Origin of the sequence: Virgibacillus tibetensis, from assembly GCF_036026595.1 — a bacterium.
In the GTDB taxonomy this organism is placed as follows: domain Bacteria; phylum Bacillota; class Bacilli; order Bacillales; family Amphibacillaceae; genus Virgibacillus_P; species Virgibacillus_P tibetensis.
The window spans coordinates 220,414-245,886 of sequence record NZ_JARZFX010000002.1 but is presented as its reverse complement, the minus strand read 5'-3'; the positions used below and the strand labels follow the sequence as shown (position 1 = coordinate 245,886).

The following is a 25,473-nucleotide window of genomic DNA, read 5'->3' as shown; positions in this document are numbered from 1 at the left end:
GCGGGAATAGCACGTGTCTGAAGACCCCGCAGAGTGGTTTTCTCGAGGAGGCTGAAGTCGTGCCCGCGGAAAGCAACGGTCAGCAGCGGAAAGCAACCCAGCGGCTACGTCGCACTTTATACCAACTGCGAGAAGTAAAGAAACAAAACTTGCGAGAAGAGCTTTCCTTTAAAAGGTGCTGAACGTATCACATATTTGTGGTACGTTCAGCACCTTTACTTTGGTTACTGGAATTATATAAATGATGTGTTTGGTGGCACAATTAGTCTTTTCGAATAAGTGTAACTTATTTCTTACTCCAAGTAGCTGAATTAACCAGATTAGGTGGCTTATCACCATTTAATCCTGCTATAAGATTGGTTGCAGCAAGCTCGGACATTTTCAATTCGGTCTCATGTGTGGAGGAGCCGATATGTGGTGTGGTGACAACATTCTTCATCTTCAAGAGCGGGTTATCTGTTTCGACAGGTTCTTTTTCAAAGACGTCAAGCCCCGCTGCTGCTATTTCGCCGTCTCTTAGGGCGGCTATTAGATCTTGCTCCACGATCGTTTTACCTCTGGATCCATTGATGAAAATGGCATCTTTTTTCATCAGTTGAAATTCCCGTTTACCCAACATACCTTCTGTTTCAGCTGTAAGTGGTGTAATAAGACATACAAAATCAGATTGGGTTAACAAATCGTCGAGACTGCAATAGGTTGCAGCAAACCTTTCTTCGACATCTGGTTTCCTAGTTCGACTATGGTAGGATATTTCCATATCAAAACCAAAATGTCCACGCTGAGCAATTGCCTGACCAATTCTACCCATACCAATGATACCAAGTTTTTTATGATGAACATCTATACCGAAATGTTCAGGCTCAACTGCTTCTGTTGTCCAGCCTCCTGTTTTTACCATGTGATCTAATTCCGGTATACGTCGGGCTGTTGCAATAAGTATGCCGAACACCGTATCCGCAACTGTATCAGTGAGGACATCAGGTGTATTGGTTGCCATAATGTTTCGCTTGTTTAAATAGTCAACGTCCAAATTATTGTATCCGACTGAAACATTACTTACGATTCTTAAGTTTGGTGCACGATCAATCAGTTCCTTGTCTACCGGCAATTCCAGTCCGATAATTCCTTCAGCATCATAAAGCTGTGCCAAAAATTCGGGATCGGTTTTCGTATCTATGTTTTTAAAGAAATGTACATCGTATTTACTTTTCAATTTTTTCAATACCGGTTGCTCTACACGGTTGTAGGCAATAATTTTTGTCTTCATAATATCCCCATCCTTCTTAATAATAAGTAGTTTAACTATCCTTAAACTATCTATTAAAAGAAAGGAAGTCAATATAAAAATATTTAATTTAAAATAATCAAAATAATATTTGACAATCGAAATAGTCTGAATTATGATTAGGGTACACTATGTCGACAATCGACATTTATGCATCGCATAGAGAGGATGTTCTCCATATGGGTACAGAAAGTTTTATCGTGCAAAAACCGTTAAGTGAGCTAATAGCTGATCAGTTAAAAAGGAAAATATGGAATAAAGAAATACACTTTGGTGAACGGTTACTTGAAAGTGAACTGGCAGAAACATTTGATGTCAGTCGAAGTACGATTCGCGAAGCACTGAGAATTCTTGAAATCGAAGAATTGGTCGTCAGTAAGGCCAGGAAAGGAACTTATGTCGCCAGTTTTACAGAAAAAGATTTGACGGAGATTATTGAATTGCGGACATTGATAGAGGCAAGGGCCTTTATACAGGCAATTCCTAGACTTCAAAAGAAAAACATACAGGAATTGAAAAGAATTACCGAAAAAATGAAGGCTAAGGTCGCTGAAGGTAATTGGAATGATCTGTTTGATCTGGATATGCAATTCCACAGTTATGTTGTTAATTTAAGTGATAATTCACGGATTATAAAAATTTATGATTCGCTTCAGGTGCAAATTAGAACATTCCTTATGCATCTTGATCAATTTTATTCCAGTCATCAATCATTTTATGATGAACATACACAATTATTAGATGCCTTAATTTCAAAAGATGTGCAAATCGTTAAGAAAAGAGTGGAAAATCACATCGAATACGTGGAAGAGAAATTGCTGGGCGTGAAAGAGCAAAGGCGAAAGAGCCCCGTTAGCAAAGTATAAACTACGCCCTGGGACTGGGACTGGGACTGCGATTACTCGCCCCATCGAAAACCATTTGCGATTACTCGTCCCACCGAAACCATTTGCCATTTAGTGTGGTTCGATGTTGTGTGCGCATCGCGGCGGATTTAATCGATCTTCTATTTAATCCGTGTGAGATAGTAGAAACACAAAGAGCATGTGGCTAAAGGATGCAGGTTAGTTGGGTGTTGCAACAGGACGTGCGATTTTAACCGAATCTCCTCTACCCTTGATTGTTGACTTATTGTAAGGAGGAGAGGAAAGTTTACCAGGTGAATTCATTATTCAGGTTTATACGCTTTAGAGTCAATGAAAAAAACAAAGAAAACGAGGAGGTTTCATTATGAATAAGCAATTTGCAAAAGTTAAAACAGAATTACCGGGACCAAAGGCGAAGGCGTTACTTGAACGCAGACTGGATATAGTCCCACAAGGCGTCGGCTATGGAGTGCCTACATTTGTTGAATCAGCAAAAGGTGCCTTGCTTCATGACGTTGATGGCAATCAGTTTATTGATTTTGCCGGGGCAATTGGAACTATTAATGTGGGGCATAGTCATGACACAGTTGTAAGCGCTTTACATGATCAGATTGATAAATATATTCACACAGGTTTTAATGTGATGATGTATGATCCGTACATTGAGCTTGCGGAAAAAATCGCAGCACTTGCTCCAGGTCATTTTAAAAAGAAAGTAATGTTCCTGAACAGTGGAGCGGAGGCAGTAGAGAATGCTGTTAAGATAGCGCGTAAATATACGAACCGGCAAGCAATTGTTTCATTTACAGGAGGGTTTCACGGTCGTACATTAATGGGAATGTCATTAACAGGTAAGGTCAGACCTTATAAATACGAATACGGGCCGTTTGCACCTGAAACGTATCGAGCGCCATTTCCTTACAAATACCGACGTCCAGAATCGATGAGTGAGGAAGAATATACAGAATATATGCTAAAGCAGGTGGAGAATTTCTTCATCAGCGAAGTTGATCCGAGCCTTGTAGCAGCATTCATTATGGAGCCGGTTCAGGGGGAAAGCGGTTTTATCGTACCAGACAAGGCATTTGTAAAAGGAGTATACGAGCTTTGTAAGCAACACGGAATATTGTTTATTGCAGACGAGATCCAAACAGGATTTGGACGGACTGGAAAGTACTTTGCGATGGAACATTATGGTGTGGAGCCGGATCTTATTGCTATTTCAAAATCGATGGCAGCAGGACTGCCGATCAGTGGGGTTATTGGCAGGGAAGAGGTTATGGATAAAGCGCGTCCGGGTGAATTGGGCGGAACGTATTGTGGAAGTCCGCTTGGCTGCCGTGCAGGTATAGCCGTACTGGAAGTAATGGAAGAAGAAAAACTCAACGAGCGTGCGGAAGTTATCGGGGAAAAAGTTATGAAAAAATTCGAGGAAATGTCTGATCGTTTTGATGTGATTGGTGACTACCGAGGGCTGGGGGCTATGTGTGCACTGGAGTTTGTAGAAGACCGCGAAAGTAAGACGCCTAATAAAAAGATAACAGACCTCGTATTAAAAGAGGCCCAGGAACGCGGAGTTATCGCATTAAAAGCTGGAGTATTCGATAATGTTGTCCGTTTACTCATGCCACTAGTTATTACGGATGAGCAGTTGGAAGAAGGTTTGAATATCCTGGAAGAATCAATAGAAGCGGTTCTTGTTGGAGTTGAAAGCTAGTTTACAAGATTAGTTGTACTCAAAAAATTGAAGTTAACAGATCGGAGTGAAAGCAAAATGAATAAAGTTAAAGAGATGGACTATTTAATGAATATTAATGGAGAATGGGTTGGAGAGGATCTTGACACGCTGAAGGTTACCAATCCGGCAAATGGTGAGCATGTGGGTACCGTGCCAAATGGCGGGGAGGAAGAAGCACAGCAAGCAATCGAGGCAGCTCATGAGGCTTTCGGTTCCTGGTCTGAACTGACTGCATATGACCGGGCTGGATATCTTAAGAAATTACATCAGCTGATGCTGGAAAACCAGGAAGAGCTGGCTCGGATTATGACTCTGGAAATGGGTAAGCCAATTCATGAATCAAGAGGAGAAGTGAATTACGCAGCTTCCTTTATTGAATGGTTTGCTGAAGAAGGAAAACGCATTTATGGTGAAACAATTCCTGCACACGTTTCAGGTAAGCGTCTCCAAGTCTGGAAAAAGCCAGTAGGAGTAGTAGCGGCGATTACGCCGTGGAATTTCCCAGCCGCCATGCTTACACGTAAAATTGGTCCAGCGCTTGCTGCAGGCTGTACGGTTTTGATGAAGCCTTCAAGCGAAAGTCCATTAACAGCTGTTAAATTGATGGAGCTATGCGAAAAAGCAGGTTTTCCAAAAGGTGTCGTTAATTTAGTGACAGGGTCTTCGTCTAAAATAGCGAAGGCGATAATGGAAAATGAAAAGGTTCGTAAAATTACGTTTACAGGTTCTACAGAAGTAGGGAAAATTCTTATCAAGCAAAGTGCTGATCAGGTGAAACGATTATCGTTGGAACTTGGTGGGCATGCTCCGCTAATCATTCTGGATGATGCGAATGTGGATGTAGCAGTTAAAGGTGTCATGGCTTCTAAATTCAGGAATGCTGGTCAGACATGTATTTGTGCAAATCGTATTTACGTTCAGGCAGGTATATATGAAGAGTTTGTAGAAAAGTTTTCACGAGAAGTTGAGAAGTTGAAGGTTGGAAATGGTATTGATGAATCAGTCAATGTTGGTCCGTTAATTAATCGCGATGGACTGGATAAGGTGAACCATCATGTACAGGATGCGGTATCGAAAGGTGCATCCGTCGTAACTGGTGGTGAAGTAATAACAGAAGGAGAAGGTGTTTTCTTTTCACCTACCGTTATTAAAGACGTTGATCAATCCATGGTAGTGATGCAGGAAGAAACATTTGGCCCTGTAGCGCCCATCCAGAAAATCGATTCAGAAGCAGAAGCAGTTCACTTAGCGAATAATACACCATATGGTCTAGCTGCCTATGTCTTTACAGAGAATGTAGCACGGGGTACCCGCGTAATCGAACAGCTGAATTTCGGAATTGTCGGATGGAATGACGGTGCACCATCTGCAGCACAGGTTCCCTTTGGCGGAATGAAAGAAAGTGGTATGGGCAGAGAAGGCGGTCATGAAGGCATTGATGCCTTTGTAGAGTCACAGTACGTTTCAATTGGAATGGAGTAAGCAGGGAACAGCACTGCTTGCCTATACTATGAAAGAAGGGGGCTGATATTTTGAAACAGGCGATAGAAACGATACATGCTCCGCAACCGAGCGGACCGTATTCTCAAGGTGTAAAAGTAGGGCAATTTATCTTTGTTTCTGGTCAGGATGGTGTCCACCCAGATGGCAAACTAGCTGGGGAGACAATTGCAGACCAAGCTGCTGCAAGCCTGGAAAATATTAAAAATATCCTGGCTGAAACGGGGGCAGATCTGTCTAATATCGTTCATGTAACCTGCCACTTATCCGAATTAAACCAGAATACTGTTCAGGAATTTAATAAAGTTTATGCCTCCTATTTCGAGCATGTAGCGGTAAAGCCAGCACGAATTACAATAGGCAGTCAGTTATTAGGTGTAAAAGTAGAAATTACTGCAGTAGCAGCCATTAATTGAATAAAGTGGAAAGGAGTTGATTGCTTGACTCCTTTCTTTTTTAAAAGGGGGGCTGGAATGTGAGCAATGCAATGGTTTTAAGTATAGAAGAGATAACTTCCCAGTTGATTGAATGGCGTCGTAAGCTCCATATGAATCCAGAGGTAAGTTTTCAGGAAGTAGAAACAGCTCAGTTCATTGTCCAGGAGCTGGGGAAAGTTCCTGGTATGAAGGTGGAAACAGAAGTAGGCTATCCCACTGCGGTTGTTGGAACACTTTCTTCAGGTTCAGGTCCAGCGATTGCACTACGGGCAGATATAGATGCATTGCCAATTTATGAAGAAAATAACCATAACTACAAATCCAGGAATGAAGGTGTCATGCATGCATGTGGGCATGATGCTCACACAGCGATTGCTTTGGGGACCGCTACCTTGCTTGGAAAAAAGTTTGAAAATGGAGAAATGCATGGGACAGTTAAGTTTTTATTTCAGCCAGCAGAGGAAATGGCAGATGAGCATGGATCAACTGGAGCGCCGTATATGATTCAGGCAGGAGCCCTGGATAACGTTGATTGTGTCATTGCCCTCCATATGAGTCCGGAAAATGAGCTTGGTGAAGTGAAGGTTCACGATGGCTATAGTATGGCTAATGTGGATGTTTTCGAAGCTGTCATATCCGGGACTGGTGGTCACGGCGCATATCCCCATCTAGGCACAGATCCTATTTGGATGCTTGGCCCTTTATTGCAGGCACTGCACGGGGTAGTCGCACGACGTATATCTCCACTGGAACCAGCGGTAATTAGTCTTGGAAGTGTTCATTGTGGTTCAGCCAGCAATGTTATTCCCTCAGAAGTAACGATGAACGGGACGATCCGCAGCTATGATCCTAATGTCCGGACCATTTTGCATGCTGAATTAGAGAAAGCATTTTCCGTAGTCCATGCTTTAGGTGGGGAATATCAATTAAAAATAACACCTGAAGATCCTGCATTAAAAAATGATCCGGTGGTTAATGAATTACTAAGGCGAACTATCACGGATCTTTATCCTGATTATAAAATGTTAAATACTCCTTTTGGACTTGGGGGAGAAGACTTTGCACATATGACCCAGGCAATACCAGGAGCGATGTTCTTTCTTGGGTGTGCAGTATCAGATGGGAAAGTCAGAGACCTTCATACACCAAATTTCGATATTGATGAACGTGTCCTCCCAGTCGGTGTGGCTATATTGGAAGGGGCAGTAGCCAGGTTTTTAAAAAATCGTAAATAAGTAACTTAAGCGACAGTCCAGCGTTAGAGGGGGAGTAGGATGCCAGAATCAACTGTTACACTGCGTGATATATGGATAGCTCGAAAGCGAATTACACCATTTATAAACAGAACCCCATTAATTTATTCACCAGCATTATCTGAGATCGCCGGAACATCTGTTCATTTGAAGCTGGAAAACTTAAATGTAAGCGGTTCCTTTAAAATCAGGGGAGCAGCAAATAAGATACTAAGCCTAACATCTGAAGAGAAAAGTCGTGGGGTAACGACGTTTTCTACCGGGAACTTCGGTATGAGTGTAGCTTATCTGGCTCAACAAATAGGTATTAAAGCAGTAATTTGTATATCCAAGCGAGTTCCGAAAGCGAAGGTGGATGCGTTAAAACAATCAGGGGCAGAAGTAGAAATATATGGTGAGTCTCAAGATGATGCAGAACAGCGCAGTTATGAACTGGAAAAAGAGCAGGGCCTTACCGTTATTCACCCGTTTGATGATCCTTCTATTATTGCAGGGCAAGGGACGATTGGGCTTGAGCTGCTGGAAGAATTGCCTGAAATAGATACCGTTATCGGTGGCTTATCCGGTGGTGGACTTCACTCGGGGCTGGGAGTAGCTTTAAAGTCTACCGACCCAAGTATTCAGATAATAGGCGTATCAACCGACAAAGGCGCAACGATGTATGAAAGCATTGAGGCGGGCAAACCGATTACGATAAAAGAACAGGATACGTTGGCTGATAGTTTACTAGGGGGAATCGGATTAGCTAATCAATACACCTTCGAACTGGTACAGCGAGTGGTCGATGATATTTTATTAGTAAGTGAAGAAGAGATTGCTGCTGGAATGAATTTTATGCTAGATAAGCATCGGATGGTAATTGAAGGCGCAGCAGCTGCGGGTATCGGAGCTGTTTTAGCTGATAAAGTTAAGTTAGGATCCCATGTTGCAGTTGTAATCAGTGGTTCTAGTGTGGATACGTCAGTGATCGCAGATATAGCACATCAGTATAATCTCACAACCTGAGATTAGTAAAAGCAAAGGAGAGGTTAACAGTGAACAAAATGTTATTTAACGATCAAATTATGGATAGGAAAGATGTCATTAATATAGAAGACCGCGGTTACCAATTTGGTGATGGGATTTATGAGGTAATCGGTGTTTATGATGGCAAGCCATTATTATTGGATGACCATTTAGAGAGACTGGTAAGAAGTGCTGAACAAGTTCAGCTCTCCTTACCAAGTTCGGTGGAAGATTTAAAAAGCAAGCTTGACCAACTAGTTTCAATAAATGAGCTTGAAGAGGGAATTATTTATATGCAGGTTTCAAGAGGTGCATCACCACGGTGGCATGAATTCCCAGACGCAGCAGTAGCACCAGTAACTATCGCTTACACGAGGGCTGAGGAACGAATGACTGATATCGAAGATCAAGGTGCGACAGCTGTGCTAACAGAGGACATACGCTGGCTCCGTTGTGATATTAAGACACTTAATCTACTCCCGAACGTGCTGGCCAAGCAAAAAGCGGTTGAGAATGGAAGTATTGAAGCAATTCTCCATCGTGGGGAAACGGTAACGGAAGCGAGCGCATCGAATGTCTTTATTGTTAAAAATGGTGAGTTGTATACCCACCCGGCTGACAATTATATTCTAAATGGAATTACAAGGAAAAAGATACTACAGCTATGCAAGAAATTGAATATAACTGTAAATGAAGAAACTTATACAGTCACTGAACTGCTCGATGCAGATGAAGTATTTGTAACAGCAACAAAACTCGATGTGGTTCCAATTTTGAAAGTAGACCAACATACAATTGGGTCAGGCGTACCAGGAGAAACAACAAAGAGAATCGTAGAGGAATTCCGATCCCTTTATAAACAGGATGTGAAAAGCATTTAATTAATTAGTTAACATCTTATGAAAAATTTGGGGGGATGGCATTGTGGTGCATTCAGTAAATAGTTTATCACACAGCCCTACTGCAGCGGAGATTGATCTGGCTGCCTTCAGTGAAAATATAAGTAATTTAACAAAGCTGCTATCTAAAAGTAGCGTACTTCTAGCAGTAGTAAAAACAAATGCCTATGGACATGGGATCGTTCCAATTAGCCATGAAGCTGTAAAATGCGGAGCAAAACGCCTTGGTGTAACAACCGTAGAAGAAGGCGTTCTGCTCCGTGAAAACGGGATTAAGGTGCCTATACACATTCTTAGTTCGGTCACTACTGAACAGGCAGCGGATATTGTTACATATGAATTAACAGCTTCCATTTCTACAGAACAATTTGCATATGTGCTCAGTAAAGAAGCTGTCAAGCAAGGGAGAACTACCAATTGTCATTTGAAAATAGACACAGGACTGCATCGTTTTGGTGTAGCTCCTGAACAAGCACTTTATTTTTGTGAGGCGTGCTGTACGTTGCCAGGATTGAAATGGGAAGGTATATATACACATTTTTCATGTGCAGACGACGGTGATTGGATTACGACCGAACAGCAATTTGCTTTATTCATGGATACGGTAATGACACTTAATAAACATGGCTATCATTTTCCAGTTCGTCATGTCGGTGGCTCAACAATTGCCATGGAACGACCAGATATGCATCTTGATATGGTGAGAGCTGGAGTTGCATTGTTTGGGCACCATCCTGCTCCACGTCAACAGAATATCATTTCATTAAAAGGGGTAATGAAACTAAAATCAAAGCTTATTCATGTCCGCGAGCTTCCACCAAATACCCCTATAGGCTACGGTGGGAGCTATGTAACTACTTCCACCGAAAAAATAGCTGTTGTACCTATCGGCCATGGAGATGGATACAAACGTGCGTTTTCGACTAAGGGGGAAATGCTCGTTGGAGGGCAAAGAGCCAAGATTGTGGGCACGATATCATTGGATCAAACGTTAATTAACGTTACCCATATTCCGGGTGTCAGGGAAGGAGATGAAGTTGTATTGATTGGCAGGCAGGGTGATCATGAAATTACAACACTAGAAGTAGCAGAATGGATGGACAGTATAGTAGACGAGGTAGTCTCCAGTTTGATGGAACGTATCAGGAGAGTTTATATCTAGGTGGTTTGTTGCTATAGAGATATAAATTGTGACGTCATTTGGTATTAACATAACTTACCTCTCTGGATTAGTGCAACGAAGACCTTCGCACAAAATCTCTGCGAACACCATGTTATCTAAGAAAAAGCGGCAAATCGTTAGGAGGGACGAGTAACCACAAAAATAATTCACTGGATTCTGTTAAGTATTTGTACTGAGTAATCGAAGATAGAGTTACCTTCCGAATATTTTTAGAAAAAAATCAAAAAATAAACTGAAATGGGGGAACTACATGGATTTTTTATCTATCGTACCACCAATTGTTGCGGTAGTGCTGGCAATTGTTACAAGACGGGTATTGTTTTCTCTCTTCATAAGTGTATGGGTTGGTGGCGTGATTGCTGTAGGCGGAAATCCGTTTTCTGCGGTTGGAATAACCTTTACATGGATGAAGGATGTAATGATAGATCCTTGGAATGCACGCTTTCTCGTTATGACTGCATTACTTGGTACCGGGGCTGCATTTATGTTTAAAACAGGTGGCTCTGAAGGGCTAATCAGGGTATTGGAGAAAAGATTAACCACGAGAAAAAGAGTGCTTTTTTTACCATACTTCTTAGGAATACTAGTTTTCTTTAATGATTACGTGAACTCTGTGATAGTGGGAAATGCTTCAAAAGATATTACTGGGAAACATAAAGTATCTAGGGAGAAATTATCCTATGTTCTTGATACAACTGCAGCTCCAATGGCTACCATAGGGCCGGTTTCCGATTGGATCGGTTTTCAGGTTTCTTTGATTGCCGCTGCTGTCGCCAGTGTCGGTATCATAGGGGTAGAGCCATATTTCGCTTTCTTACAATCTATTCCGTGGAACTTCTACGCAATTCTATGTCTTGCAGCAGTTCCGATGATTATTCTTGGTAAGGACTTTGGACCAATGGCACATGCGGAAAAAAGAGCTCTGGATACAGGGAAATTGATTGCCGATGGCTCTACACCTTTGTCATCCGTAGAGCAGGATTTGGGTGAACCTCATAGAAAAGAAGGAGGAAGTGTGTGGAACTTTATCCTTCCTCTTGTAACACTTATTTCAGTTAGTATATGGGGATTATGGTATTCCGGTGGAGGAGCTACAGGGAAATCCATGATGGATGCTTTAGCAGATACCGATGTTTCTGTCGCATTAACCTGGGGTGCATTCGCAATGACAGCTGTAGGAATCATTCTGGGATTGATTCAAGGAATGGGTCTGAAAAAATGTGAAGATACATTGTTGGGAGGTATACGTACAATGCTTCCAGCACTTGTAATCATTGTGTTGGCCTGGTCAATTGGAACGGTTACCTCTGAGCTCGGCACAGCAGAATTTGTTGTAGGAGCTACAGAAGGTTGGATGACTGCAGCATTATTGCCATTTTTAATTTTTGTTGTTGGAATGTTTATTGCCTTTGCAACAGGTACTTCATGGGGAACGATGTCAATTCTTACACCACTTGCAATCCCGTTAGCCTATACAATTGGTGGAACGGATCTGCTTCCTATTATTATCGGTGCTATTTTCGCGGGAGCAATCTTTGGGGATCATGTATCACCTATTTCAGATACTACGGTAATGGCTTCCATATTTGCGGGATCGGATCACATTGCCCATGTAAGAACACAAATACCATATGCACTTGTTCCAGCCGGTATTTCAGGGTTGCTGTATCTATCGTACACCTTGATAGGAAGTAGTATCGTGTTGTTAATTGCAGGTATTGTTATTCAGTTTTTCGTCCTTCGATACTTGGGGAACAGGCATGAAAAGAAATACATGGAGCCGGAAAGCAGGATGAGTGCTTAATAAATCAACACCGAAGCAGAAGTATAGTAAGAAAAGGGAAAGGGGAAAGGGGAAACAATGAAGACATTCAATATAGCTTTAATACCAGGAGATGGAATTGGTCCAGAAGTAGTGGCAGAAGGCGTAAAAATTCTGAAGGCAATTGAAGAAATCGATGCGAATATCTCATTTTCCTTTACGGAATTCCCCTGGGGCTGTGAGTACTACTTGGAACACGGAAAAATGATGGCTGATGATGGAATTGATAAATTAAAAAATTTTGATGCGATCTATTTAGGGGCTGTTGGTTATCCGGGAGTTCCTGATCATATCTCACTATGGGACCTCCTTTTGCAGATTAGAAAGCAATTTGATCAATATGTAAATATACGACCAATAACACTTTTAAACGACTCCTTAACACCATTAAAGAACAGGACCGGAGAGGATATTGATTTTCTGGTTATTCGGGAAAACAGTGAAGGTGAATATGCGGGTGCTGGGGATTGGTTATTTAAAGGAAAGCCAGAAGAGGTGGTTTTACAGACAGGTGTATTTTCCAGAAAAGGAACCGAGCGGATCATTCGTTATGCTTATGAGGAAGCAAGTAATTCTAACAGGACACTAACAAGTATAAGCAAAGGAAATGCCTTGAATTATTCGATGGTATTCTGGGATGAAGTTTTTGAAGAAGTAGGGAAGGAATATCCAGAAGTAGAGACCTACTCTTACCTTGTTGATGCAGCCAGCTTGTATTTTGTAACAGATCCTATGAGGTTTGAAGTTGTAGTTACATCCAATCTATTCGGCGATATATTGACAGACATTGGAGCTGCGATTACTGGAGGAATGGGCCTTGCGACAGGGGCCAATGTTAATCCGGAAAAAGAGTTTCCATCCATGTTTGAGCCCGTCCATGGATCGGCACCAGATATAGCTGGAAAAGGGATTGCAAATCCAATTGCAGCTATATGGTCCGTCAGTCAAATGCTGGACTTCTTTGGAGAAGAAAAATGGGGTGAGATAGTTCTATCAACGATTAAAGACCTTCTTAAAGAAACAGAGCATCTTACGCCGGACCTGGGAGGTAGTTTCTCCACAGCAGAAGTCGGCGATCGTTTTGTTGAAAAACTTAGGACATATACTAATCAGTAATAAAAGTTCCCCAGTAGCTGATGCTAGTGGGGAACTTTTTTAAAGGTCAAAAGGTAAGTACTACTAGGTTAGAAGTTAATTTTTGCTGAAGGATCAGGATTGTTGGTGGTAGAATTTGCGAAGCTTTTTCTCATGCTGCACATTTTTGCTGGAAAGAAAGTCGACCGTTTCCTGAGTTTCCGTTAACTCCACACGCATTCCATCGAACTTAGATTCAAGTCGATCGAAGCGTTCATCCATGTGATCCTCAAGCTCAACTTTTACATGATCCAAACGATTCTCAAGCTCAACTTTCGCGTGATCTATACGGTTTTCAAGCTCAGATTGTATTTGACCCATTTTCGAAGTTATTTCCCCCGAATATTGTTTAAGGGCATTTAAGACCTCATTCAGTTCATGTTTTTCCATACTGTTTCACCTCCTAAAGCTATTATAATCTATAATTGCAGCTATTAATAGGCTTGTATTTTAGTTCTACTACTAGGCGTAGCAGCTAGCAGCTGGCCGAGAGTCTTCCACTCTCAGCCGGAAACCGTGGCTGTATGCTTCCTATACTGTATCCTAATCCACACGATACACCCTGACCTCCCAGGGTAGGTCATCCTTTTCAAAACTCTTTTCAAACTCAAGTCCCAGCTCCTTATAATTTTCAATTGGTACGGCAGAGAAAATAAAGTCTCCACCCAGGTCAACCAATGCTTCTTTACTAATAGATAACTCTTCGATCGCTCCATCTCGTTCCTTGGTAAACATGTAATCCTCACCATGATCGGCGATATACATATATAACCTTCCGCCCCAGGTATCAAAATATCGTTCAAGGGAAGCATTTTTATCCAGTTCCCCTTGGATTACTTCCTTGAAGCTATGTTTATAATCTAAAGAGAAGCTGTTATTGTACGTATCCAACGTATAAAAACCATTGAATTGCGCAATCGTCGGATGCATTCCAATGCTGACAATCCTGTACTCAGATTGGTCCCTTCCTATATAATCTTCTATTTCGTCAAATAGCTCTTCAGAATAAAACTCCTTGAATGTTGGTGAGTCAACTTTACTATATTTAGCTTCTTCATTAAGTTGAAAGACGATGCTGCACTGTATCACGATCAAAATAGCAACAATCCATTTGCCAAATGGCAAATGTTTCCAGAGTATTCCTAACGCAAGGGCAAAGCAGATATACCAAATTGCTGGATCGAAAAAATGAATTCTTGAGAAGTTAAACGTATTTGCAATCGAAAAGGTATCTTTTATTACACGTAAACCTTCCCAATACCAAAAAGCATACCAAACCGATAAAGCAGCATTGAAGATAAAAAGTCCAAGTAGCATATACGGCTTCAAGTTCCGAACTGATGCAATTAGAAATGCAATGCCAATAACAGGGACGATAACCCAATAGTGTTCGGCCATGTCGTGTGTATGGTCATATAAAAAGTTTTCAACGGAAAGCTCCAGACTTCTTTGAAATGTATTATGACCCAAACTCAGTTCTTCTCTATGAGATCTAAAATCATTGTCAAAGAACATAGAAGTAATGAGAAGATAGTTTTTCACCAAATAAATAAATGTCATTGCAGCAATAGCATTGAAAAACACCCAGTTTACAGATTTCATGCGGATCCAGTCAATCAACCACAGCAATCCCATTACACCAAGGAAAAATACAAAGGTAAGAACAAAGTTTGAAAAGAATGGAATGATCAGTAAGACGATCCAGTAATAAATCGGTGTATCTTTTCTTCGTTTTCTTATTGTTAATAAAAGATGCAGTGCAAGCGGAAGTCCAGCAATGGACAACATGCCGGATGGCCAATAAGGCAGAAGTGCAAAACCTAAAGCTGCACCGATTTGGATAAGGGTAAATTTTTCCTCCCGCAAAAAATGATGTCTTAATAATAGATACATCCCGAAGAAGGCAGCAAAGCGCATGATTGTCTGTCCAATAGCGTAGGCGGTCATTGGTTCAAATAAGATATAAAGCCAGACCATCGCATCAAATCCGGATGGAAGTGCACTTCTTGGCAGGCCGTTAATGACATTCGGAAGAGCCACGTCTGACAAAGTGAATATCTGGCCGCTTTCTGCAAGTAATTTATACCAGACGATATTGGAATCTAAATTATCATGCACGCGAATATGTGTATCCTCGCCTAATATGTAATAAGGAAGCAGGTAGGCGATAATGACTAGGCAGGCAATACCTGCAGCTAATTTATTCTTCGTAATAGTTGTATATATGGTTGACCACATGAGCGATAGCCTCTTCTCCTATTCCATAGTAAATTGGTAAACGCAGTAATTTTTCGCTTTCGGAAGTTGTGTACTGATCCTTCCCGCTGAATATACCGAATTTACGGCCTGCATGTGAGGAATGTAACGGTACATAATGGGTTACAGTTTGGATGTTGTGTTCATTTAAGTAATCCATAAGATGATTACGCTCTTCCTCATTAGCAGTCTTGATGTAAAACATATGTGCATTGTGTTCAAGACTATCTGGGATATGGGGTAAGACAATTTTTCCATCTTTCATTAATGGCTGTAATGTTTCATTATATTGTTCCCAGGAAAGCAGACGCTCTTCATTAATTGTATTGGCGTGCTCCAGTTGAACGGATAAATAAGCTGCATTGATCTCACTTAATAAATAGGAAGAACCGATATCTCTCCATGTGTATTTATCAACAGCTCCCCGAATAAATTGCGAACGGTTTGTTCCCTTTTCCTGTAAAACCTCTGCCCGCTGGATAGCGGAAGCTTCATTAATAAGCAGTGCACCACCCTCACCGCAAGTATAGTTTTTTGTATCATGAAAACTGATGGTACCAAAATGACCTATCGTTCCTAGTGGCCGCCCTTTATAGGTACTCATTAATGCCTGAGCAGCATCTTCTACTACCCACAGGTCATGCTCCTTTGCTATATCCATGATTGCATCCATATCACAGGAGACCCCAGCATAATGAACGACAACAATTACTTTTGTGCGTTCAGTAATCGCCGCTTCTATTTGCTTCGGGTCAATGTTCATCGTTGCAGGATCGACGTCCACAAAACGAATAGATGCATTACGAAGAGCGAATGCATTTGCTGTGGATACAAAAGTATAGGAAGGCATGATGACTTCATCCTTAGCGCCTGTTTCGGTTAATAATGCAGTCATTTCAAGTGCTGCTGTACACGAAGGAGTGAGAATAGCTTTTTTGCAATTCAGCTGATTCTCCAGCCAATTCGTGCATTTTTTCCCAAAAGGACCATTCCCAGACAGTTTCTGGTTCGTAATAGCTTGATTTATAGCTACTGTTTCTTTTCCGATTACGCATGGTTTGTTAAAGGGAATCATATTATCACCTCATTACAATAATGCCTGCCACGATAAGAGAAAAACCAATCACTTTTTGTGCCGAGACAGGTTCTCCAAATAAAAACGCAGACAGGATGAATACGAGAATAAATGATAGGCTCATAAATGGATATGCATAACTGATATCGAATTTTGTCATGGCAGCCATCCAGCTCAATGCTGCTAAGAAAGCCGCCAAAAAGCCGGATAAGATCCATGGATTTAATAATAATTGCAGTAGAAATGTCAACTTTTCCACCAAGGGTGCAGGTAAGCTGCCGTATTGGTCAATTTTCCATTTTAAAATTAATTGACCGTAAACCGTAAAAAAAATGGTTCCGAAAATATAGAAATAACCCATATATTACACTCCAACTGGAAGCGAGCCATTTAATTTATGGTACACATCCACCGTGTTTTTAAGCTTGAATCCGATTGAAATAAATAGATTTAATGATGGCAGATTAGCAGGTGAAATAGACGTTATTAATTCATCGTGGTTACTAACCCTGAACTGTTCTTGGACTCCATGACTGGTAAAAGACTTCGTCAGTCCTCTGCTACGGAATTTCTCTTCTATGCCCAATAACAGAACTTTGTCATTTTCATAGGCATAAAAGCCCGCTAACTCTTCTTCATAATGGAGGGCCAGAATAAGATCTTTTTCAATTAAATCATGAACCCAATTCATGTAGCGGCGGTCTGCCATGAAATTAGGGATATTAAAATCACGGTGAAAGCGACCGTTAGTAAAAGCCTTTTCTGCTATCTGAATGATTTTCTTTCTGTCATAATCACGTGAAAGACTAATTCCCTCTGTTTTAAACAGATGCAAGTTTTCCTTTTTGCAAACTGGTTCGATTAATGTATCAACATAGTAAAACCCATATTTGCTAAGCTTTTCTGTATTTTCATAAGGATCCACTTTAAGGGTGAAATGTCCCTCGATTGCATTTGTTTGTTCCAATGCTTCGTCAGTTATAGTAGTCAGTTCGTATGTGTTAACATGAAAATTCCGTTTATCCCATGGTGTGGGTTTTAAAATTGTTTCCATAGTATCAGCTCCGTTTGGATGTATCATATAAATCCTCCGTTGTTTCGCGAATGAGATAAAGTGGTCTTGCTTTTGTTTCATTAAAGATTTTTCCGATATAGAGGCCTAAAACGCCAAAGTTAAAAAAGATTAATCCACCAATAAAATAGATGGAGACCATGACACTGGTCCAGCCGTGAACCGGTTCGGATAGGAAAAAATAACGTGCAAATAAGTACATTCCGTATAAAAAGGAAACGGAAGATATGAGAAATCCAAATTGGATCGATAGCCTAAGTGGTTTATTTGATTGTGCTATGATAGCATCTGTCGCCAAGGTTACCAGCTTCTTTAAGTTATAGGAAGTTTTCCCTTCCTTCCTCGCATTATGTTCAACTGGAACGGCCGCTGTTTTGTACCCCATCCATTGTATAAACAGTGGAAAGAAGCGGTTTTGCTCCTGCATTCGGCGAAAGCCTTCCACTACTTTCCTGGAGCTTATACTAAAATTGGCTATGGTATGGTCAGAAGAATGACCAGTAAAAAAGTCATATACTCGGTAGAAAAGCTGTGATGATTTTTTCTTTAACCAGCTGTCCTGGCGCTCGGCACGATTACCAAACACCACTTCATATCCATGGAGAGCTTTTTCATATAATGTACTAATTTCTTCTGGTTGGTCCTGCAAGTCACAGTCCATTACAACGATCCAATCCCCGCTTGTAACATCAAGCCCTGCGGTAATAGCATGATGCTGTCCGAAGTTACGAGCAAGGTCAATTCCTCTGATTCTATCGTCCTGTTTACTAAGCTTCTTGATTGTATTCCATGCTTCATCTGGGCTGGCATCATTTACTAGTATTATTTCATAATTGGCTGGAATTTGATCAATCGTTGTTTTAATACGGCTGCAAAGCTCGGTTAAGCAGCTTTCGCAACCGTAAACAGGAACGACAACTGAAATTAGTGGGTGAGGGAAGGATTCCATTGTTCCACATACCATTCCACAGTTTTTTGTATTCCAGTTTCCATACTTTCATTTGGTTTCCAGCCCAGTTGCTGACGCAGTTTTGTATCATCAACTGCATATCTCCGGTCATGCCCGAGTCGATCCTCTGTAAAAGAAATTAAATCTTTAAAGCTGCTTAGGGAAGCTTCCTGTTTAATTTCTGGCTTTAAATCATCCAGTATACTGCATATTTCATTTGCTATTTCAATGTTGGTCCGTTCATTTCCGCCGCCGATATTGTAGGTTTCAAGAGCGGAGGCATTGTGAAAAATTGTATTTAAAGCTTTGCAGTGATCTTCTACATAAATCCAGTCCCTTACGTTTTTTCCATCACCGTAAATGGGAATGGGTTCCTTGGATAGTGCTTTTGAAATGATTTTCGGAATTAGTTTCTCTTCATGCTGCCTCGGTCCATAATTATTTGAGCTGCTCGTGATTACAATATTCATACCGTACGTATAGCCGAAGCTTTTGACGAGCATATTGGATCCAGCTTTGGAGGCACTGTATGGATTTCGCGGATCGTAAGCTGTTTCTTCACTGAACTTTCCTTCTGCACCTAATGATCCATACACTTCATCCGTTGAAATATGGTGGAACCGCCTTTCAGACAAGACACCTTTCTTCTCCCAGATGGAACGAGCAGTTTGGAGGAGAACCATTGTGCCAAGAACGTTTGTTTGAATAAACTCTTTTGAGTCTACGATAGAACGATCAACATGTGATTCAGCAGCGAAGTTTATAATTCCATCAATGTCATACTCGTTAAATACGCGTTCAATTAAATTTTCATCAGCAATATCACCCTTTATAAAAGTGTAGTTTGCAAGATTTTCTACTTTTCGAAGGTTCGCTTCAGAACCTGCATACGTGAGCTTATCTAAATTGATAATGTGATAATCGGGATATGTTTCCATTATATAGATGATAAAGTTGGAACCGATAAAACCGGCCCCACCAGTAACGAGAATTGTTGCGTTTCGTTTCATTAATCAACCAGTCCTAACATTGGATTTCGATCAATGGAATCCCAATACTGCTGTGTATGCTTTCGGTTGGCAATTTCCAGCAGGTATTGACCATAATCGTTTTTCTCCATTGATTTGCCTTTTTCATATAATGTTTCTCGTGAAATATATCCCAGATAATAGGCAATTTCTTCCAAGCATGCCAGCTTAAAGCCTTGGCGTTGCTGTGTAATTTTTACGAATTCAGATGCTTCGAATAAGGATTCATGTGTACCCGCATCCATCCAGGCGAACCCTCTTCCAAGCAGCTCTACATCCAGCTGCCCCCGCTTCAAGTACTCTTTATTTAAATCAGTTATCTCCAGTTCTCCCCGTGCCGATGGTTTAAGTTTCTTTGCAAGTTGAACTGATTTGTTGTCATATATATATAGTCCTGTTACAGCAAAGTCGGAACGTGGATCTTCCGGTTTTTCTTGTAGAGAAATTACTTTTTGATTGTGATCGAATTCCACAACACCGAACCGGCTGGCATCTTTTACCCGATAGCCAAAAACAGTTGCATGTCTGTGGTTTTTAATAGCGTTCCGGAGCAGTGTAGTAAATCCTTGACCATAGAAGATGTTATCAGCGAGTATCAGGGTTACAGCGTCCCTGCCAAGGAACTGTTCTGATAACGTTAACGCTTCCGGAATCCCGTTTGGTTTGACCTGTTCACCGTATTGGAGCGATATTCCAAGTGCCGAACCATCACCCAGCAGCTCCTCAAATCTCGGCTTATCTTCAGGTGTACTTATAATCATAATTTCCTTAATGCCACCAAGCATTAGAACAGAAAGTGGATAATAAATCATTGGCTTATCAAAAACTGCCAGCAAATGCTTATTAATACTATCCGTACTAGGAGAAAGTCTTGTTCCACTACCACCAGCAAGAATAATGCCCTTCATATTGTTCACTCCTTGGGGGAAAGTGCCTGTCACTTCCCGTTATTTGTCGAATATCTTTTCATGAAATTAAATCTAACTAACTCATATATCCTATTACCTCTTAAATACGCTGGATAAACTTACATTTGTATTTCAAAATCATTTCAGAGGAAGTAACATTCAAAATGTCTTTATGTTAGGCAGTTATTGGGACATTCAGTTATTTATAGCAGTTGCGATTTGCATACTATTTTTATCACCGTTATTTGTTTTACTGCTGCCTTCATTTATTGTAAATAGCATTGATATAAAGAAAGCATAGTTTTTATAATCCTAAGTGGTGTAACGTTTATTCTTACCTCCAAGCCATTTACATCACTAACAGACAAATCTATTTCATACCGAACGAACTTTACAAATGAAATACATGCGTATTCCTGGGATGAAATAGAAAAAGCAATCTACACGGAGTCCCGCGCGAGGAAGGGTTTTCTCAATATGAATTTTTATTCTATGATGGCAACAGTCTGAAGTTAACTGAAAACGGCCAACTAACCGAGCTGCGGCTACTTATTTTGAACAGGTTACGCCAAGAGAATATTGAAGTTGACTGATTTACATCAGCAAAGAAACTCAATATCCTAAGCAGTACTTTTCGTTATCAGGTAATAGGGAAGGCAATTAAATAAATAATTGGAAAATAGAGATGGGGCATTATACCTCGTCTATTTCCTTAATATTGAAATGAATCCCTTGTAATAGTACAGGTTTACGTACAAAGTTCGTGCGAATATTAAGACTAAAGGATTACAAAAAACGACAAATGTAGAATATAATACCTAGTTTATGTGAAAAAGCTATTGCATTTTTGAAAATTTTACCTTATAATTTATAATATATTAAGGTTTTGTTAAGTTTAGATTTCGTAGATTTAATACTAATATAGAAAACCTTATTACCTGCTAATACTATATGCTTAGTCAGCAGGGTTCGAAATAGAAGTAATTGACGAATGAAATGAGTGAGCATATGGGGAATAACTAACATGATGAAGCTAATTTTATTTATTATTATACTATAAATTGTCAGAAAAATAGAAAAGAAACAGACTAGTACAACCAGATGGAAAATGGTTTAATATGTTCCTTAATTTTAAAAAGAATTTTCAGAACTTTCATTTGATAACAAAAAATGAGACGAATTCATATAAAACAGAAAACTATCCATTAGGGGGATTAATTTGAGCAAAGAGTTATTGGAAATTAAAAACCTGAAAACATCATTTCGGATTAAAGATGACTACTATGCAGCGGTTGATGATGTGACACTTACTTTAAACAAGAATGAAGTATTGGCGATTGTGGGTGAATCAGGATCTGGGAAGAGTGCACTTGCCTTTTCACTAATGGGACTACATAACCGTGCGAAAATTGAGGGTAATATTTTATTTAAGGATAATGACATTGCAAACATATCTCCTTCTAAATTGAGTAAACTTCGCGGGGACGAGATGGCCATGATTTTCCAGGACCCATTAACAGCACTTAATCCATTGATGGTTGTTGGAGATCAGATTAGTGAGACTCTTTTATTACATACTAATTTATCCAAGAAAAAACGCTGGGAAAAAGTAATTGAATTACTAAACAAGGTAGGTATTCCACGCCCGGAACATGTGTATGATCAATTTCCGCATGAATTATCTGGGGGTATGCGACAACGAATAATTATTGCGATCGCGATTGCCAACAATCCTGAATTGTTAATTGCTGATGAGCCGACAACAGCACTCGATGTAACGATTCAAGCCCAGATTCTTGATTTGATCAGAGATTTAAAAGACAGTATGGACGCTGGCGTAATTTTAATAACGCATGACCTGGGTGTAGTTGCTGAAATGGCCGACCGCGTGGCCGTTATGTATGCAGGTCAAATTGTAGAAATTGCTGATGTTCATACATTGTTTGAAAATCCACTGCATCCTTACACGAGGTCACTGTTAAATTCTGTGCCTAATACAGCAGCGGAGCAAGAAAAACTGCACGTTATACAGGGGATTGTGCCATCGTTGCAGAATCTACCGCGTTTGGGTTGCCGTTTTGCTGCTCGAATACCTTGGGTTGATGCTGCTGCCCATGAAGAAAATCCAATATTACATGAAGTAAAACCAGGTCACTTCGTACGCTGTACATGCCATAGTCAATTTTACTTCCCAGAAGAGAGTAAGGAGGATCAGACACATGGGATTTCTTGATGTAGAAGATTTAAAAGTTCATTTTCCTATAAAAGGTGGGTTATTTAAACGGACAATCGGTCATATCAAAGCAGTTGATGGAGTTTCCTTTTCCATAGAAGAAGGAAAAACATACGGACTGGTAGGTGAATCCGGTTCGGGTAAGACAACAACTGGACGTGCGATTATCGGCTTAAATGACATTACTTCAGGCAAAGTGAGCTTTAGAGGGAAAGACTTGAATGATAAAAAAAGAAAAATAATGGATGTCCGAAGAGATGTTCAGATGATTTTCCAGGATCCGTATTCGTCCCTGAATCCAAAAAAACGAGTTCTTGATATCGTTGCAGAGCCACTTCGAAACTATGAAAAGCTCTCAAAGCTGGAAGAAAAGAAACGAGTGCAGGAATTAATGGAACAAGTGGGCCTAAGCCCTGAAAGTATACTGAAATACCCACATGAATTCTCTGGTGGACAGCGACAACGAATTGGCGTTGCCCGCGCAATTGCTTTAAAGCCAAAACTGATCATCGCCGATGAGCCTGTATCTGCTCTTGACGTATCCGTTCAAGCACAAGTATTGAACTTTATGCAGGATATACAAAAGGAATTGAATTTAACTTATTTATTCATCAGTCACGATCTCGGCATTATTAAGCATATGTGTGATGAAATCGGAATTATGTATAAAGGTCGTTATGTGGAACAAGGAACAAAGGAAGAGATTTTTAATAATCCACAGCACATTTATACAAAACGCTTAATCGCAGCTATTCCGGATATTGATCCAAGAAAGCGTGAGGAACAGAAGCAATTCCGTCAAGAAGTAAAAGAAGAATATGAGCAATCATATAATGATTACTTTGATAATGAAGGCTTAGCATATAAGCTACAATCCATCTCCAATACACATCAAGTAGCTTTGCCAGAGAAAGGTTGAATTTAATATGTGGAAATTCTCGGTAAGAAGAATACTAATTATGCTGCCACAGATAATATTATTAAGCTTATTAATCTTTATCATGGCAAAAATGATGCCTGGTGACGCATTAACGGGGTTAATTGACCCAAATATAGATCCGGTAGCTATTGAAAAGCAACGTGAAAGACTAGGTTTAAATAATCCATGGTATGTGCAATACGTTGATTGGGTCAGGGGTGCTATACAAGGTGATTTAGGACAATCATTCCGTTATAAAATGCCAGTTTCCGATTTAATAGGTCAACGGCTGATAAACTCCTTTTGGCTATCTGTTGCTACATTAATTTTTACATATGCGATCGCCCTTCCACTTGGTATTATCAGTGGACGTTGGAACGATACATGGGGTGACCGATTGATTACCGGTTATACGTACGTAGGATTTGCTGCACCATTATTTATAACTGCTTTATTAATGGTTTGGATATTTGGTTTCAAATTTGGATTGTTCCCTACAAGTGGTAGTGTAGCCCCTGGATTGACGCCAGGAAGTATGGATTATGTCATGAGTAAAATACAGCATTTATTATTACCAGCGTTTTCGATGGCTGTAATAACAACTGTTTCCACCGTTCAATATTTACGAAGTGAGATCATTGATACAAAACAGAAAGACTTTATTATTACAGCTAGAGCGAAGGGTGCTTCTGAATCAAGAGTCTATAACCGGCATATTTTCAGAAACTCGCTATTACCGATTGCTGCATTTTTCGGATATGAAATTACAGGATTAATCGGAGGATCGATTTTCGTTGAGAATATATTCGGTTATCCGGGAATGGGACAACTATTCTTAGAATCGATAAACTTACGAGATTACAGTGTAGTAACTTCAGTAGTGTTACTGTTTGGTATTGCTGCTATATTAGGAGCATTGCTTTCAGATATTATTTTAAGTCTCGTAGACCCGCGCATACGCATAAAATAGAATTCGATAGACTCTGAGGTGATTTTAAATGGAAACGAACAAAGTAAATGCAGATATTCAGGCGCAAGCTACTGAAAAAAGTCCTTCAGGCTTTAGTATTCTATGGCGAGAACTCGTCAGGGATAAAATAGCCTTCATATCACTGATATTTCTGATTTTAACAGTTGCATTTGTATATGGGATTTCACTATTTCTGGACCAGGCACAAATTGTTACAGTAGATTTGTTCGCCATTCACGAACCCCCAGGTGAGGATTTCATACTAGGAACCGATTATGGTGGTCGTGATATATTTGGTCAATTAATTATAGGGACACGTAACTCACTTTCCATAGGGATATTGGTTACAGTAATGTCTGGTGTAATTGGAATTTTAATAGGGTTGATTTCTGGTTACTTCGGTGGCCATGTAGATAATGCATTCATGCGACTTGTTGACTTTTTTATGATTTTACCAACGCTTATGATTGTTATCGTATTTGTTACGATGGTTCCTAAGTATACTATTTGGTCGTTCTCCTTCATTATGACAGCATTTTTGTGGATGGGAATTGCAAGGCTGATACGTTCGAAGGCTTTACAGGAAAAGGAGCTCGACTATGTTCAGGCTTCTAAAACGCTGGGATCTTCGAATTTGAAAGTCATGTTTAATCAAGTTTTGCCAAACTTGAGTTCAATTATCATTGTTACAATGACTTTGAACTTGGCGGCAAACATTGGAATTGAGTCTGGACTCTCGTTCTTAGGTTTTGGTTTCCCTGAAAGTACACCGAGCCTCGGTACACTTATCAGCTATGCGAGAAACCCACAAACCCTGGAGTACAGATGGTGGATCTGGTTACCTGCGTCAATATTAATTCTAATATTGATGTTGAGTATAAATAATGTCGGGCAAGCGTTAAAACGTGCGACCGATGCAAGACAAAGAAGAGGTTAAA

Annotated in this window: 23 protein-coding genes; 14 read left to right on the top strand and 9 right to left on the bottom strand. The window is 40.3% G+C overall.

The window, feature by feature from the left end:
• Nucleotides 1–286: 286 nt before the first annotated feature.
• Nucleotides 287–1,270: a 2-hydroxyacid dehydrogenase gene (locus QGM71_RS06020; RefSeq protein WP_327606625.1), complete on the bottom strand. Its 984-nt coding sequence runs from the start codon at nucleotides 1,268–1,270 to the stop codon at nucleotides 287–289.
• Nucleotides 1,271–1,467: 197 nt separating this feature from the next.
• Between QGM71_RS06020 and QGM71_RS06015 the strand changes: the two genes are divergently transcribed.
• The 10 genes from QGM71_RS06015 (at nucleotide 1,468) to QGM71_RS05970 (ending at nucleotide 13,107) form a co-directional block, all read left to right on the top strand.
• Complete coding sequence (locus tag QGM71_RS06015) at nucleotides 1,468–2,154, top strand: GntR family transcriptional regulator (protein WP_327606624.1); 687 nt, start codon at nucleotides 1,468–1,470, stop codon at nucleotides 2,152–2,154.
• Between the two features lie 364 nt (nucleotides 2,155–2,518).
• On the top strand, nucleotides 2,519–3,871 hold the full coding sequence (gene gabT / locus QGM71_RS06010; RefSeq protein WP_327606623.1) for a 4-aminobutyrate--2-oxoglutarate transaminase: 1,353 nt from the start codon (nucleotides 2,519–2,521) through the stop codon (nucleotides 3,869–3,871).
• Nucleotides 3,872–3,946: 75 nt separating this feature from the next.
• Nucleotides 3,947–5,374, top strand: coding sequence for an NAD-dependent succinate-semialdehyde dehydrogenase (locus QGM71_RS06005; RefSeq protein WP_407703002.1), 1,428 nt, complete (start codon nucleotides 3,947–3,949; stop codon nucleotides 5,372–5,374).
• Between the two features lie 50 nt (nucleotides 5,375–5,424).
• Nucleotides 5,425–5,808 carry a Rid family hydrolase gene (locus QGM71_RS06000; protein ID WP_327606621.1) on the top strand — a complete coding sequence of 128 codons (384 nt, stop codon included), beginning with the start codon at nucleotides 5,425–5,427 and terminating at the stop codon, nucleotides 5,806–5,808.
• Between the two features lie 59 nt (nucleotides 5,809–5,867).
• Nucleotides 5,868–7,064: a M20 metallopeptidase family protein gene (locus tag QGM71_RS05995; RefSeq protein ID WP_327606620.1), complete on the top strand. Its 1,197-nt coding sequence runs from the start codon at nucleotides 5,868–5,870 to the stop codon at nucleotides 7,062–7,064.
• A 39-nt stretch (nucleotides 7,065–7,103) separates the two neighbouring features.
• Nucleotides 7,104–8,087 carry a hydroxyectoine utilization dehydratase EutB gene (eutB, locus tag QGM71_RS05990; RefSeq protein WP_327606619.1) on the top strand — a complete coding sequence of 328 codons (984 nt, stop codon included), beginning with the start codon at nucleotides 7,104–7,106 and terminating at the stop codon, nucleotides 8,085–8,087.
• A gap of 38 nt (nucleotides 8,088–8,125) precedes the next feature.
• Entirely contained in the window at nucleotides 8,126–8,968 is an 843-nt protein-coding gene (gene dat, locus QGM71_RS05985; protein WP_327607046.1) for a D-amino-acid transaminase, read from the top strand.
• Nucleotides 8,969–9,011: 43 nt separating this feature from the next.
• Nucleotides 9,012–10,148: an alanine racemase gene (gene alr / locus QGM71_RS05980; protein WP_327606618.1), complete on the top strand. Its 1,137-nt coding sequence runs from the start codon at nucleotides 9,012–9,014 to the stop codon at nucleotides 10,146–10,148.
• Between the two features lie 271 nt (nucleotides 10,149–10,419).
• Nucleotides 10,420–11,973: a Na+/H+ antiporter NhaC family protein gene (locus QGM71_RS05975; RefSeq protein WP_327606617.1), complete on the top strand. Its 1,554-nt coding sequence runs from the start codon at nucleotides 10,420–10,422 to the stop codon at nucleotides 11,971–11,973.
• 57 nt (nucleotides 11,974–12,030) lie between these two features.
• Nucleotides 12,031–13,107: a tartrate dehydrogenase gene (locus QGM71_RS05970; RefSeq protein ID WP_327606616.1), complete on the top strand. Its 1,077-nt coding sequence runs from the start codon at nucleotides 12,031–12,033 to the stop codon at nucleotides 13,105–13,107.
• Between the two features lie 93 nt (nucleotides 13,108–13,200).
• Here the strand turns inward: QGM71_RS05970 and QGM71_RS05965 are convergent, their stop codons facing one another.
• The 8 genes from QGM71_RS05965 to rfbA all read right to left on the bottom strand — a co-directional run bounded on the left by QGM71_RS05965 (nucleotide 13,201) and on the right by rfbA (nucleotide 20,413).
• Nucleotides 13,201–13,515: a hypothetical protein gene (locus QGM71_RS05965; RefSeq protein ID WP_327606615.1), complete on the bottom strand. Its 315-nt coding sequence runs from the start codon at nucleotides 13,513–13,515 to the stop codon at nucleotides 13,201–13,203.
• Nucleotides 13,516–13,668: 153 nt separating this feature from the next.
• Nucleotides 13,669–15,363 carry a DUF6044 family protein gene (locus QGM71_RS05960; protein WP_327606614.1) on the bottom strand — a complete coding sequence of 565 codons (1,695 nt, stop codon included), beginning with the start codon at nucleotides 15,361–15,363 and terminating at the stop codon, nucleotides 13,669–13,671.
• Complete coding sequence (rffA, locus tag QGM71_RS05955) at nucleotides 15,326–16,456, bottom strand: dTDP-4-amino-4,6-dideoxygalactose transaminase (protein ID WP_327606613.1); 1,131 nt, start codon at nucleotides 16,454–16,456, stop codon at nucleotides 15,326–15,328. The genes QGM71_RS05960 and rffA overlap by 38 nt, the downstream gene beginning before the upstream one ends.
• A 4-nt stretch (nucleotides 16,457–16,460) precedes the next feature.
• The gene (locus QGM71_RS05950; RefSeq protein ID WP_327606612.1) at nucleotides 16,461–16,817 is read right to left on the bottom strand and encodes an EamA family transporter; all 357 of its coding nucleotides are present in this window, start codon (nucleotides 16,815–16,817) and stop codon (nucleotides 16,461–16,463) included.
• 3 nt (nucleotides 16,818–16,820) lie between these two features.
• Nucleotides 16,821–17,537: an N-acetyltransferase gene (locus QGM71_RS05945; protein ID WP_327606611.1), complete on the bottom strand. Its 717-nt coding sequence runs from the start codon at nucleotides 17,535–17,537 to the stop codon at nucleotides 16,821–16,823.
• Nucleotides 17,515–18,477 (bottom strand): glycosyltransferase family 2 protein, encoded by a 963-nt coding sequence (locus tag QGM71_RS05940; protein ID WP_327606610.1) that lies wholly within the window; start codon nucleotides 18,475–18,477, stop codon nucleotides 17,515–17,517. Before QGM71_RS05940 ends, QGM71_RS05945 begins: the two co-directional genes overlap by 23 nt.
• Entirely contained in the window at nucleotides 18,453–19,487 is a 1,035-nt protein-coding gene (gene rfbB, locus QGM71_RS05935; protein ID WP_327606609.1) for a dTDP-glucose 4,6-dehydratase, read from the bottom strand. The genes QGM71_RS05940 and rfbB overlap by 25 nt, the downstream gene beginning before the upstream one ends.
• Nucleotides 19,487–20,413, bottom strand: coding sequence for a glucose-1-phosphate thymidylyltransferase RfbA (gene rfbA, locus QGM71_RS05930; RefSeq protein WP_327606608.1), 927 nt, complete (start codon nucleotides 20,411–20,413; stop codon nucleotides 19,487–19,489). Before rfbA ends, rfbB begins: the two co-directional genes overlap by 1 nt.
• 1,219 nt (nucleotides 20,414–21,632) lie before the next feature.
• Here rfbA and QGM71_RS05925 point away from each other — a divergent pair.
• Genes QGM71_RS05925 through QGM71_RS05910 form a run of 4 tightly spaced genes read left to right on the top strand, consistent with a single transcriptional unit; the run spans nucleotide 21,633 to nucleotide 25,472 of the window.
• Nucleotides 21,633–22,646, top strand: a complete 1,014-nt coding sequence (locus tag QGM71_RS05925; protein WP_327606607.1) for an ABC transporter ATP-binding protein — start codon at nucleotides 21,633–21,635, stop codon at nucleotides 22,644–22,646.
• Entirely contained in the window at nucleotides 22,633–23,565 is a 933-nt protein-coding gene (locus QGM71_RS05920) for an ABC transporter ATP-binding protein (RefSeq protein WP_327606606.1), read from the top strand. Before QGM71_RS05925 ends, QGM71_RS05920 begins: the two co-directional genes overlap by 14 nt.
• A gap of 7 nt (nucleotides 23,566–23,572) precedes the next feature.
• Nucleotides 23,573–24,535: an oligopeptide ABC transporter permease gene (gene opp4B, locus QGM71_RS05915; protein WP_327606605.1), complete on the top strand. Its 963-nt coding sequence runs from the start codon at nucleotides 23,573–23,575 to the stop codon at nucleotides 24,533–24,535.
• A gap of 28 nt (nucleotides 24,536–24,563) precedes the next feature.
• Complete coding sequence (locus tag QGM71_RS05910; RefSeq protein ID WP_327606604.1) at nucleotides 24,564–25,472, top strand: ABC transporter permease; 909 nt, start codon at nucleotides 24,564–24,566, stop codon at nucleotides 25,470–25,472.
• Nucleotide 25,473 lies beyond the last annotated feature (1 nt).